Source organism: Dyadobacter soli (assembly GCF_900101885.1).
Taxonomy (GTDB): Bacteria; Bacteroidota; Bacteroidia; order Cytophagales; family Spirosomataceae; genus Dyadobacter; species Dyadobacter soli.
The window spans coordinates 78,050-91,324 of sequence record NZ_FNAN01000027.1 but is presented as its reverse complement, the minus strand read 5'-3'; the positions used below and the strand labels follow the sequence as shown (position 1 = coordinate 91,324).

The 13,275-nt window shown below is 50.5% G+C and carries 9 protein-coding genes; 4 read left to right on the top strand and 5 right to left on the bottom strand.

Annotated elements, in window-relative coordinates:
* Positions 1-40 precede the first annotated feature (40 nt).
* The gene (locus BLQ88_RS32910; RefSeq protein WP_090157267.1) at positions 41-745 is read right to left on the bottom strand and encodes an SAM-dependent methyltransferase; all 705 of its coding nucleotides are present in this window, start codon (positions 743-745) and stop codon (positions 41-43) included.
* Positions 746-825: 80 nt separating this feature from the next.
* Between BLQ88_RS32910 and BLQ88_RS32905 the strand changes: the two genes are divergently transcribed.
* Positions 826-1,257 carry a hypothetical protein gene (locus BLQ88_RS32905; RefSeq protein WP_229212967.1) on the top strand — a complete coding sequence of 144 codons (432 nt, stop codon included), beginning with the start codon at positions 826-828 and terminating at the stop codon, positions 1,255-1,257.
* On the opposite strand, the gene BLQ88_RS32900 is transcribed toward BLQ88_RS32905, so the two are convergent.
* Positions 1,250-2,026 (bottom strand): alpha/beta fold hydrolase, encoded by a 777-nt coding sequence (locus BLQ88_RS32900; protein ID WP_090157266.1) that lies wholly within the window; start codon positions 2,024-2,026, stop codon positions 1,250-1,252. The two genes, BLQ88_RS32905 and BLQ88_RS32900, sit on opposite strands and share 8 nt — an antisense overlap.
* 523 nt (positions 2,027-2,549) lie before the next feature.
* On the opposite strand from BLQ88_RS32900, the gene BLQ88_RS32895 reads away from it, so the two are divergent.
* The gene (locus BLQ88_RS32895) at positions 2,550-5,903 is read left to right on the top strand and encodes a TonB-dependent receptor (RefSeq protein WP_176885182.1); all 3,354 of its coding nucleotides are present in this window, start codon (positions 2,550-2,552) and stop codon (positions 5,901-5,903) included.
* Between the two features lie 151 nt (positions 5,904-6,054).
* On the opposite strand, the gene BLQ88_RS32890 is transcribed toward BLQ88_RS32895, so the two are convergent.
* Positions 6,055-6,945, bottom strand: coding sequence for a glycerophosphodiester phosphodiesterase family protein (locus tag BLQ88_RS32890; RefSeq protein ID WP_090157265.1), 891 nt, complete (start codon positions 6,943-6,945; stop codon positions 6,055-6,057).
* A gap of 2 nt (positions 6,946-6,947) precedes the next feature.
* Positions 6,948-7,961 (bottom strand): patatin-like phospholipase family protein, encoded by a 1,014-nt coding sequence (locus BLQ88_RS32885; protein ID WP_090157264.1) that lies wholly within the window; start codon positions 7,959-7,961, stop codon positions 6,948-6,950.
* Positions 7,962-8,204: 243 nt separating this feature from the next.
* Here BLQ88_RS32885 and BLQ88_RS32880 point away from each other — a divergent pair, with 243 nt between their 5' ends.
* Positions 8,205-9,179 carry a polyprenyl synthetase family protein gene (locus BLQ88_RS32880; protein WP_090157290.1) on the top strand — a complete coding sequence of 325 codons (975 nt, stop codon included), beginning with the start codon at positions 8,205-8,207 and terminating at the stop codon, positions 9,177-9,179.
* 494 nt (positions 9,180-9,673) lie between these two features.
* Positions 9,674-11,083, top strand: a complete 1,410-nt coding sequence (locus BLQ88_RS32875) for a leucine-rich repeat domain-containing protein (RefSeq protein WP_229212966.1) — start codon at positions 9,674-9,676, stop codon at positions 11,081-11,083.
* Here BLQ88_RS32875 and BLQ88_RS32870 read toward each other — a convergent pair.
* A complete protein-coding gene (locus BLQ88_RS32870; RefSeq protein ID WP_090157288.1) occupies positions 11,080-13,257 on the bottom strand; it encodes a DUF5916 domain-containing protein in 2,178 nt (725 codons plus the stop codon). The genes BLQ88_RS32875 and BLQ88_RS32870 overlap by 4 nt on opposite strands.
* Between the last annotated feature and the right edge of the window lie 18 nt (positions 13,258-13,275).

Here is a 13,275-nt window from a genome sequence, read left to right as displayed (position 1 = left end):
CGCTGTAACCGGTAAAGTTAAGACAGCATTCATCAAATGTCTATCCGATCAGGAAAATCGCAGGGATTTTATGCAGATCGGGCTTTTGCGCCTTCCATTTGCGGACCGGCATGGTCCGGATCAGCTCGTCGGGCGCGGTTACGTTCGCGGCAATGCACAATGCGAGGTCGGGCGAGCAGGCTTCGATCACCGCTTCGAGCAACTGGTTGTTGCGGAAAGGCGTTTCCATGAATATCTGCGTCTGCTGGTACTGCCGCGCATTTCGTTCGAGGCTCTGCAATGCCTTTTTACGCTGCATTTTATCAATCGGCAGGTAGCCGTGAAAGGCAAACGACTGCCCGCTCATGCCCGAGGCCATCAATGCGAGCAAGATAGACGATGGCCCTACCAGCGGTACCACACGTATGCCCAACTCGTGCGCAATGCGCACAGCCACGGCCCCGGGATCGGCTACGCCCGGGCAGCCCGCTTCCGAGATGATACCGGCACTTTTCGAAAGGCTTCGCAACGATGCAACTGTCTCCGTTTCGGGCGTATCCTTATTCAGTTCAATGAATGTGAGCTCGTCGATGACCTTGCCGAGTTTCAGACTGCTGATGAAGCGCCTTGCCGTGCGGATATTTTCCACGAAGAAAACATCCAGGTGCTGCACGGCATCTTTGATTTGCGGCGAAAGGACATCGTTTTGGGTGCCTTCGGCCAGTATCGTAGGGATTAAGTACAGGGAAATCCCGGAATCGTTCATAGGTGTCTCATTTTTTTATTTTGTTCCAACCAAAAGACCTGATTGTGAATCTTCGGAGTAAATAAAATTATTTAATAAGTATGAAAAGACTATTATACATACCCCTCATTTTGGTGTGGTTATTGTCTTGTAAAAAGGATAGCTTCGACGATCTGGCTCCCAACGCCGCTTTCTCGGGCGTAACAGGCGTCTGGCACGCTATTGAAATCGAGCGGTCATCACTGGACAACAAAAGTACCTGGGAGCCCATTGCAGCTGCAAAGTCCGATTCACTGATATTCCGCGGCGACGGCGTGGTGCTCAATGTGGACGGAACTCCCCGCTGCTGCGCACCAGCCACCATGATCATCAACGGCCAGCTGGTGGACGTGAAGCCGCAGACAGCACTGCCGAATAATGCGCAATGCGAAAAACTGAATTGCGTTACCTGCCCTACCTGGGAAATATCCCTCAGCGACGACCAGCTCATCATAGGTACATGCAATGCGCCGCGAATGAAATACGTCAGATAGCCCCATTCAGGAATTCCAGCAGGGTGCTGACAAACGCCTTCGGCTGCTCAGCCTGCACCCAGTGCCCTGCTCCCTCGATCGTTTTTAGTTGTGCATTCGGAAACAGGTCGAGCATGCCTTCCAGGTCTTCATCCAGTACATAATTCGAATTTTCTCCCCGCATGAACAGCGTCGGGGTATCAATCGGTGCGTCGGATTTGATCTGCGCGCCCACATTAGCCATGTCGGTTGTAAGCAGCGGCAGGTTAAAGCGCCATGCGAAACCGCCCTCATCCTTTCTGTATAAGTTTTTAAGCAAAAATTGCCTCACACCCAGCAGTGGCTCGTACTCGCTCAGGATCTCGTCGGCCTGGTTGCGGTTTTCGATCTGGTCGATCGGGATCGCATTCAGGCCTTTGAGGATTTTGGTATGATGAATAGGGTAGGCTTTTGGGCCGATGTCGACCACCACCAATGCATCGAAAGTGCCCGGATAGATCACCGCATATTCCATCACTGTTTTTCCGCCCATCGAATGGCCGATCAGGATCGGTGATTCGATGTTTTGATGGTCCAGCAATTCCTTCAAATCGGCTGCGAGCGTGGGGAAGTTGAGCGGCGCTTCGTGCGGCGAGCGGCCGTGGTTGCGCTGATCGACGAGGTAAACGCGATAACCATGTTCCGAAATGGTTTTCCCAATCGTAAGCCAGTTGTCGAGAAAGCCGAAAACACCGTGGAGGATGATCAGCGGCTTACCCGTGTCGCCTATTTGTTTAAAGTTGAGTTGCATGGGGTTGTTGAATGGTAACGTTTTTTTGACGGCCGACCACCGACCGCTGACCGCCGATCGGTAGTAGACCATGGACGATGGACCATCGCCAGTCTATGGTCTTACTGTCCATCTTCGGTGGTCGGCCGTCCCTTTTGAAACATCGCAAAGGTTGTAAGGATTTCCGGGAAGGAAAAAATCCTGTATTGCTAAAATTTAACAATTTGGTAAACGCCGGTTACCTCGTGGTATAATAATTGCTGCCGGACAGATAAAAAATCTTTTTTTCTCCCTCAAATCTGCCATTCAAAAGCTTGCGGCCCTTCTCTCGATTTGTTAATAATTTGGTAAAATAGAAAATATTGAAGTATTGGTACACGAATGTGCATTATTCCAATAGATCAGCTAGTTATGAAGATTAGTATTGTATTTTAGTAGGATTTAGGCTTTTGCTTGTGAACCTAAAAACCTATTATTTTGCATCAATTATTCATCCTGCTAGAATGAATCCGCTAGTATTCTTACAAACCAAATCACCAAATTTATGAACGGGAAAAGTTTACTCTTCCGGGCGGTGTGCCTCGCGGTTACCGCATTTCTATTCTCTCTATTTGGACCGGCGGCGCAAGCCCAGGTTACTTCATCAGCAATTACGGGACGTGTTGCGGACGGCAAAGGAGAACTCCTTCCGGGCGCCACAGTCGTAGCGGTACACGAGCCGTCGGGAACAAAATACGGCTCGGTAACCAACGAGCAAGGACTCTACACCATCCCGGGCGTACGCGTGGGTGGACCTTACAAAGTGACGGTAAGCTTCGTGGGATTCAACGAGCAGTCGCAGGAAAACATCTTCGCTAACCTCGGTACCGCGGCCAACGTCAACTTCGAATTGAAGGACGGTTCCACCGAATTGCAGGAAGTAGTGGTTACCGGTGCCGGAAACGACATTTTCAGCTCCGACCGCACAGGTGCCGCCACGACATTCAACAAAGGCCTCATTACAAGCCTTCCTACACTCGGACGTACGCTGAACGACATTACCAAGTACAATGCGTACAGCAACGGCCGCTCTTTCGGCGGGCAGGACAGTCGTTACAACAACTTTACAATCGATGGCTCCGTGTTCAACAACGGCTTCGGTTTGGGTAGCGAGGCGCAGGCCGGTGGTCGTACCGGTTCTACGGCGATTTCCCTTGATGCGATCGAAGAGGTGCAGATCAACATCGCTCCTTATGATGTGCGCCAGTCGGGCTTCGCGGGCGCGGGTATCAACGCGGTAACGCGCTCAGGTACGAACGAATTCTCGGGTTCGGCATTCCATTTCTTCAAAAACAAGAGCCTGGCAGGAAAGAAAATCGACGGTACTGATTTCAAAGTTGCCGAGTTCAATGAAAAAACGACCGGTTTCCGTCTCGGCGGTCCGATCATCAAAAACAAACTGTTCTTTTTTGTGAATGGTGAGTTTGTAAAACGTTCCAGCCCTGCACTCGACTACGTGCTGAACCGCGGCCAGGGATCAGGTGGCAACATTTCACGCACCACACTGGCAGATATGGAAGACCTGTCTTCCTTCATGAAAGAGAAGTTTGGCTATGACGTGGGCGCATTGGACGGCTTCAACAACGAGAACACCAGCAAGAAATTCCTCGGCCGCATCGACTATAACATCAGCGACAAGCACAAGCTGACATTGCGTTACTCGCACCACGATTCGGATTCAGACGTACTGATCAGCCAGAGCAGCAGCTCCAACACGGCGGGTTTCGGTAACCGTACCAACTCGGCCCTCGCGATTTCTCCGCAAAACACAGGTTATATCATTCAGGACAACACCCGTTCATTCGTAGCGGAATTGAACTCGAACTTCGGCGGTAAATTCGCCAACAACCTGATCGCTACCTATAACAAGCAGATCGAAGACCGTAAATACAAAGCACCGATCTTCCCGACCATCGAAATCCAGAAAGACGGATCTACCTACACGACCATCGGTTCGGATCCATTTACACCGAACAACCGACTCGATTACTCGACGCTTAACATCACCGATAACCTGACTTATTTTGCAGGAAAACACACGCTTACGGTCGGTGCATCTTACGAATACTTCAAGTCGAACAACTTGTTTTTCCCCACGTCGAATGGTGTTTGGGTATTCAAATCGATCCAGGATTTCAAGAATGCGGCCAATGCATACCTGGCTAACAAGGACCTGACAACCGCTCCTGATACCGTGGTGCGTTTCAACTATCGTTTCTCATTGCTTCCGGGCGGTGCTGCTCCATGGCAGGTGTTTAAAACACAGACGATCAGCTTGTACGCGCAGGACGAGTTCCAGGCTACGCCTAATTTCAAGTTGACAGTAGGCCTTCGTGGCGACCTGATCACCATTCCTAACACTTCGGAGCAGTACTTCAACCCGGATGTAGCAAAAATCGATTTCCGCGATCCGGCTGGTGAAGTGTATAAAGTAAATACAGGCAATGTTCCGAAAGCCCGGGTTTACCTGTCACCGCGTATCGGCTTCAACTGGGATGTGAAAGGTGACCGTACTACACAGGTGCGCGGTGGAACCGGGTTGTTTTTGTCTCGCATTCCTTATGTGTTGATTTCCAATCAGTTGGGTACAAATGGCGTGAATTCTGCTACGGTCGCAAGAAACAACACGACCGAGTTTCCATTTACATTGGATCCAAGCCGCTACAATCCCAAAGATGCGGGACCGCTGACAGGCTACCAGGTGAATGCTTCGGATGAAAACCTGAAACTCCCCCAAATCTGGAAAAGCAATATCGGTATCGATCAGCAACTGGGCTGGGGTGTAGTGGCGACTGTGGAAGGTATTTTCAACAAAAACTACAACTCGCTTCGCTACATCGACGTGAACCTGAAAGCACCTAATGCGCAGTTCACAGGCCCTGACAGCCGCGACCGTTTCCCGGCTTCCGGCTTGCCGAGCGCGCAGGTGAATGCGGCCCGTCTGGTAAATGACCAGGTTTCTAACGTGTACGTGTTGACCAACACCAACAAAGGGTATTCCTACTCTTTGACAGGTAAACTGGAAAAAGCGGCTACAAACGGCCTCGGTGGAATGGTGGGTTATACTTACGGTATGGCGAAGGATGTCGCTTCGGTATCTTCTACCGTGGAAGGCAATGTGCCGGGTGTGAATGGTTTGAATTATCTCGACCTGGCTTACTCGGGTAACGACGTTCGTCACCGCTTTGTAGGCTACGTTTCTTACCGCAAGGAATATGGCGGTAAATTCGGTGGAGCTACGATGGTAACATTGGGTGGTGTTTCTTCAAGCGGTACTAAAATCTCTTACGCCAGCGCCACGGATTTGAACGGCGACGGTCAGAACAACGACCTGATCTTTGTGCCGAACAAAGCAAGCGACCTTACATTCCAGACGCTGACTACGGTTGTCGACAAGAAAACTTACACATTCTCGCCTGAGCAGCAGACAGAGGCATTCCAGAAGTACATAGACAATCACCCTTATTTGAAAGAAAGAAAGGGCAAATATGCCGAGCGTAATGGCGGTGCATATCCATGGCTGACCCGTTTCGATCTTACCGTAGAGCAGGATTTCTACGTAAAAGTGGGTAAGAAGGACAAGAAGAATATCATCCGCCTCCGTGCCGATATTTTCAACCTGGGTAACCTGATCAACAGCAAATGGGGCGTAGCCAACCAGGTAACTGCTGCGGCAAACACCACAACGTCCAACCCGCTCAACTTCGCCAGCGTAACCCAGGACGGAACGCCAACCTACCGCATGGGTACGCAGATTGTAAATGGCGAACCTGTTCTGTTGCGCGACGCATTCGTGAAGTCAAGAACGATCAACGATGTTTGGCAAGCACAGTTGGGTATTCGTTATATCTTTAACTAGGAATAGGCAGGCTTCTAATAGTAAAATGTCAGCCTGAGCAGACCGGGCCGCCGGAGCGGTCGAAGGTGTCCGGTATGGATGCCTTCGACTCCGCTTAGGCTGACATCTTTTCCTTCCCTTCCTTCCTTTCCTCCCTACGCGGATCGCCCTTTCAATCCTTCTTATAAAAAATACTCTGCACCAAAATCGGGTTATCCGTGCAAATAATGTCCGGCCCGCCCGTATCCCAGATCTTCTGGTACAATGGCCGCGATTCGGTGGTTTGGAGCGTGTCGATATTACCGTTGGTGCCCAGTGACGAGGCTACATTCAGGTCGTGAATGCGCTGGTAAAAGGGGCCGTCCTGCAATTCACGCGGGGTTAGGGCTACAAGCTGTTCCAATGGCAGTCCCGATTGTTCGACGGCATCGATGTGCTCGGGGCTGTTGAATCCGACCGCCAGCATGAGCTGCGGCGCGAGTTTGTGTGCCAGTTGCGCTTCTTTCAATGAGTAGCAGATCAGCACCGATTTGTAGAGATTACCCGTTCCTTGCAGCATTTTAATGGTTTGGGTAATGCTGGTTTCCGGCTTTTTGTCGACAATCAGTACCAGGTTTTTACCTGCCGACCAGTTCAATACATCCTGAAATGTGGGGAGTGCGTACTCCGTCATCGAGCCATAGGAATCTTTCAGCCTCAATTTGCTGACATCTTTCCACTTCTTTTTACTTAATAATCCCTTACCATTGGTTTTCAATGCGAGGTCGTCGTCGTGGGAAATGACCAGCAGGCTGTCTGCGGTAGCGCGGACGTCGATTTCCAGCAGTACGCAAGGTACTTTGGAATACGTGCGTTCAAATGTGGCCATGCTGTTGCCGGGAAAGCCGTCTTCGGTGCCGCCCTGATGCGCCATGATCAGCGGCTTGGTGCGCTTGCCGGGTTTCAGGTAGCTTTTCAGGGCCTCGGCGTCTTTAAACCGGCAATCGCCGGTTTGGGCCTGGACAGTGTGTGACAGGGCAGCGAGCAACAATGCTGTGCATATCTGCCGGGTTTGGTTTTTCATTCTTATGTGACATTGTTTGGTTCGGTGTGTACAGACCCATTTAGGGCCGGGCCGCGTTCGGCCGGGCCGCGTTCAGTCCGGCTGGTGGCTGCCGGAGGCGTAATTGCCGAGTCTCCGCCTTTTTCGGCATTCAAAATCGATTCCACGCCCGCTTTATAGCCTTCGATGATCAGCCGGGAAATGTCTTCGGAATTGAAGTGCTGCAAGTCGAGGAACAGCGGTGTTAATGGCCTTACCACAGTCATTTTCATGGGCTTGCCACGCAAATTGGAGCGATCCACGTACGATTCGGCCCATTGGATATTGTTGTTCACGATCTGGTTCACGGTAATGTCCCTTACGCGCTCAATTAGGGTGATCAGGTTGCGGGTATTGATGCCTTCCGGCTGGTAGAGCAGGGGAGAATGGCAGCCGATGAGGATTATTTCCGTCGCGCCGTCTTCGATGGCCTCACGTATGGGCGCCACCTCGCGCAAGCCGCCATCGAGGTACAGATGGTCGTTGATTTCCACTGCCGGCATCAGCATTGGAATGGACGAGCTGGCATACACAAAGTCCACATAATGCGGGTCCTGCGTGGATACGTATTTCATTTCACCGGTTTCGATATTCACGGCCCCGGCTTTTACCTTAATGGGGGTATCGCGGAGGTAATCGTCGTGCAGGTGCTTGCGGATGAGCTGGTGCAGCGGCGAGGGGTCGACGATGCCATCAAAACGGCTCATTAATGTATTCATTCCGAGCATTACCCGGGAGCGCAATGTGGAAATATCCTGTGGCTGAGTGATATTCTTGATCCAGAATTCGAGCAGCTTGCGGCCAGCCAGCGGCCAGTCTATCTTCTTATTTTCGGCCATTTGCTTGCCGGTTTCGTTCGCAAGGAACGTGGCATTGAGCGAGCCTACTGAAATTCCGTACACCATTTCAGGCTCGAAGCCGTTTTCCAGGACTGCCTGGATCACACCTACCTGAAATGCGCCTTTCATGGATCCTCCGCCAAGAACGAGTGCTTTCATATCGACTGGTTTACGTGGTTTAGTTTGTAATCCGGCCATCGGCCGTCGGGTTTCAGGCGTTTTGGACGCCCTTGCCTTTGTTCAATTCTAAACATTTTCGGTTTAAAATTGATATAAACAGAAGATTTTATTCCAAATTTGAAGATCAGAGTTCAGAGGGTAAAACGAACATATTCATAAACTCATGCCCCTGTCCGCTTCCTTTTAATATCAGGAGGGACCTTGAAGCCCTCGCACATGAATATGACCCTTTCAATAAAGGATATCCAGGCTCCTATTGCGGATGAAATGAAAGCTTTCGAGCAGAAGTTTCGCCAGTTTATGAAAAGCGAAGTAATGCTTTTGGACCAGATCATGAACTACATCGTGAGGCGGAAAGGTAAGCAGCTGCGCCCGATGTTCGTGTTCCTTTCCGCGGGAGTTTGTGGGGATATTTCCGAATCGACCTACCGCGGCGGCGCGATGATCGAGCTCCTGCATACCGCTACCCTCGTGCACGACGACGTGGTGGACGATTCCAACTACCGCCGGGGCTTTTTCTCCGTCAATGCTTTATGGAAAAACAAGATCGCCGTACTCGTGGGCGACTACCTGCTCTCGCGTGGTCTGCTGCTTTCGGTCGATCACGAGGAGTTCAAAATACTTAAAATCGTATCTACGGCCGTCCGCGAGCTAAGCGAAGGTGAACTGCTGCAAATTGAAAAGGCCCGCAGGCTGGACATTAATGAAGAGGTTTATTACGAAATCATCCGCCAGAAAACCGCCTCGCTGATTGCTTCCTGCTGTGCCGCCGGGGCAAGCTCGGTAGGTGCCGCCAAGGAAGTGGTGGACAAGATGCATGCATTCGGAGAAAAGGTAGGAATGGCATTCCAGATCAAAGACGACCTTTTCGACTACGGCGAGGACGAGATCGGCAAGCCGCTCGGCATCGATATCAAGGAAAAGAAAATGACGCTTCCGCTCATTTACGCCCTCAACCACGCCCCCTGGCTCGAAAAACGCCGCATTATCAACATTATCCGCAACGAAAGCCACAAACCCAACAAGGTAAGCGAAGTAATCGCATTCGTAAAAGAATCGGGCGGCCTGCGTTACGCGCAGGAAGTAATGGAAAGGTATGTGAAGGAAGCGCTCGCATTGCTCAACGAATTTGCAGACTCCCCCCACCGCCGCTCATTGGAGCAGTTGGTTCAATATACGATTGAGAGGAGTAAGTAATGAGCCGCCGTGGAATGAGTGAATGTGTGAATGTGTGAATGAGCCGCCGTGGAACGGGGAATGTGTGAATAATTTTGAATGACCGAATGATTGAATGATTGAATAGGCGGCCGTGGAACGGGGGATGATTTAATCGCGTAGCAATGTAATATCGGTAGCAAATGATGGCCGTGTGTTTTCAAAATCCCGTCAGGGATGCAACAACAATAATGACCGCAGGAGCATTGTTGTTACATGCCTGACGGCATTTGAACCTCATTTGCGACGATTTGCTACCAATATTACATGCCCAACGGCATTTATCTCATACAAGTCCCCACACATTCCCCGTGCCACGGCGGCTAATTCACTCATTGAAAATTCACTCATTCAATCATTCAATCATTCAATCATTCAATCATTCAAAATTACCTCGGATAGAAAATATATAAGTAAGTATAATAATATAACTAGCCTTTTAGTTATGTTTGTGTATTCACTTAATACTGCCTGTCATGAAAATATTCCTAACTGTTTTTCTTGTTGTTACGGGCCTTAACTTGTTGGCCCAGCCGGTTGTGTTAGTGCAAAAAGATGTTTCCAAAGAGCTCGCCCGGAAGCTTGAAAGGGAATACCCCACTATCGAAGGGCAGGTGCGAGAAAAGCCGCATAGCGTGCAGACGAAATTTGAAAAGGCTTACGAACAGGTCCTTCAAACGGATAAGTTCAAGGACTATACGATCTGGAACACGCTTTGCCTGAATGCAGAAGGAAAGATTGACTACCTGATGTTGACCGTCACACGTGGTTTCCGTGTTGCAGACGGTAAGCAGAAAGAAGATACCTCCGTGGCCGACTCGCTGGCAGCGATTATTTCCACTCGAATTGCGCCGCATCTCGCGGATTTCGTCTCGCGGAGGACCGTCGGTTCCCAAATGTCCATGGAAGTGTATGTAAGCTTTTATACCCGGGCGATTACCAAGCCGCATACAAAGAAGGATAGTGTGGTAAATGGCCTGGCCGAGGCATTGGCTACCAAAGACAGTTTAAAAGTGAAGACGCTTGGCCTTGCGCAAAATTTGCTCACGACCCTTCCGCAAGTAATATACCGCTTCCCTAATTTGGAGGAACTGTTTTTGTCCGACAACGATATCGAATCCATCGATCTCGATATGGCACGTCTGCCTAAATTGCGATACCTTGATCTGAGCAAAAATATACTGCGGGATAACAGCATCCGCATTGGTAAAAACAAATCACTGCAACTCCTTAACCTGCAAAGCAACCTCATTACCAACATTCCGCGAGCGGCACGCAGCTGCAAAAAACTGGAAACGCTGTGGCTAGGTAACAACCGGATGACCGGCCTGACCAATGCCAGTTTTCGGAAACTGAAACCCGTGAAGGACATCAATTTTTACAAAGCCGAACTCACCGCGTTACCCAAAGGCATCGGCAAGATGCGTCGTCTGGAAGTTTTGGATGTTTATTATAACAAACTCGAAGCCCTGCCGAAATCGATTACAAAACTGAAACGCCTGACGCATTTTGCAGTTTCGCACAACAATATCACCGAATTGCCGAAGCGCATTGATAAGCTGAAACGTGTGCACACGCTCTACGCGCATCATAACCATTTGAGCAAGCTGCCCGATCGCATCACGCGTATGAAAGAGTTGCGGATTGTCGATCTCGGCTACAACTGGCTGACTACATTCCCATCGCAGCTCGTAGCATTCACCAATTTGCAGGAGCTGGATTTATCGGGGAACAACTTCCCTGACTTTCCCGTGCAGCTTTTGCAGATCCGCAAGCTCGACAAGCTGCATTTACGCGGCAACCCGTTTTTGGGACAGGATGCCGAGCGTAAATACAGCGAGCAGTTGAGCCAGCTCAAACAAAAGAATATCGAAGTGTTTTATTAGAGATTCCACCAGTAGGTGAATTTCAGCACGATCGCCCGGTTTTTGACCTTAAAGTTTTCCGGAAGATAATTGTCGGTATAGACGATAAAAAGATCGGAAGCGGGCTTATAGCGCCATTGCAGACGGGCATTCAGGTTGATATTGTCAGCCTGATTGTTGTACTGCATGAATGTTGTGAAAAACAGGCTGTTGGTGAATGTCACGTCCACGCGCGGGCCCACGAGCCAGAGCTGGGTGCGTTTCCACGGTTCGGGCAGGCGGATATCGTTGTAGTTACCGGCCATCGTAATGGCGACGTAAGGCTGCACACGGTAACCAAGTTCCGCTTTGAGGTTGTTGCGCTTGCCATTCTGATAATAGCCACCCAAAATACCTGATGCGAGGTAGGTAAGCCGGTTCTGCGGGCCGGAAACAATGTCGAAACCGACGGCTTTCCAGTTATGCTCAGTACCGGTTGCCAACGTGGCGCCGCCGAGGTTGGTAGGGTCAAACGGGCGCAGCAGGCGCACGTAATTGCTCGAACCCCACAGGGATACCGTCGCCCGGTTGATGAAGTTGACATTGTAGGACAAAATGAATTCGCGGTCGCTCATATCGAACTTTTTGTCCCAGTAAGTATTGTTCACGAGTTTCGGCCCGTGGCTGATGATTTTCGGGTGTTTAATGAAAAACAGGTAGGCTACATTGGGACTGATCTTGTAATAGCCATTTCGCACTGCATTGGGCACATAACCCACTTCTGCATTGTAATTTTTTCCCACATACTCATGCTGCCATTGCCATATCAGGTTTGCCTTGGTGAATTTCAAATCGGCGGCATGGGTGAAATCGTCGGATGACTTGCCCGGTGTAAAGGATTTCAGGACCATTACTTTGCCTGTCCAGAGATTCTTCGCGCTCGCCAGGTTGAACTCCGCACCGACGTTCCGGTTGTAGCGGTTCGTCGCCGAATGCCGTTCGAGCGTGTAATTGGTCGCATCTTTATTGACAAAAATGAAACGCACATTGGAGCGCGCCAGCACTTGCCGCTGCAATGCGAACACGGCGTAGTTGTTATGCGGCGTAAGCGTATCGTTGGAGCCGGTTTGCACGTCCAGCACACCAATGCGCCAGTTTTTATTGATTTTACCGCTCATCCTCGCGCCAAACTGGATCGGGACGCCCAAACCGATGCGCCGCGAGAAAAAAGGGCGAATGGTAGCGTACCCGAAGTTGGCAAAAAGATCGGCGTTTTCGAGGAAGAACTGCCGGCGCTCCGGGAAAAAGAGTTCGAAACGGTCGAGATTCGTCTGCTGCACATCCACATCCACCTGCGAGAAATCCGGGTTGACGGTCAAATCGAGGTTCAGCGAAGGGGTAAGCCCTATTTTGACGTCACCGCCGATGGTGGGTTTGTATTTGGTAGCAATATCATTCTGGTGGTCCTTGGTCATGCGCATCGCCGCGTAAGGGATCACGGAAATGTTCGGGCCGGGCGTGGGCGGAGGTGTGTCCCACACGAGCACGCCCGTATAGGCGAGCGACGCGGACGGGAACTGGCGCGGCACGGGCGCCCACGACGATTTTTCGGAGATAGTAAGGTCCTGGCGGCTGAAATTGATCCCCCAGCGTGTGATACCGGGCTTATAGCGAATGCTTTTAAACGGAATAGCTGCTTCCCACACCCATTTATCATCCTCATTCTTCACGGAACTCACCCATTTGTTGTCCCAACTAAGGTCAACCGTACCGCCGTCGCCCTGCTGGCCGTCCCAGGGTGCGCCAGCCGCATTGGCACCGAATGAAAAACCGTTGGTTTTGTCGTCGAAGGTATCCATGAAAAGCAGGAAGTTGTCATTCTTCCCAAATGCAAAATCGCGTTTCAGCGATTCCACGATCAGCGAGCCGTTGATGGGTTTGTAGTTGACAACCAGGATGTAAAGGTTGTGTTTGTCGTAACACAATTTCACGTCCGTCAGCGCCCTGGAAAAGCTCGTATCCATGGGCGTGATCATGAAAAAGTCCTTCGCCGTTTCGGCCGCCGCCCACGCGGGATCGTCGGCTACGCCATCGATTTTGACAGGTGAAGTGGCGGAATGGATGTGGTACTGATAGTTTTCGTTCGGTTTCTGGGCAATGCTTTGAAAAATGATGAAACAGAAAATGAAAGGGGTTAGGATAAAGGTACGTAGCACTTGGTTCAAGGGGTGTTT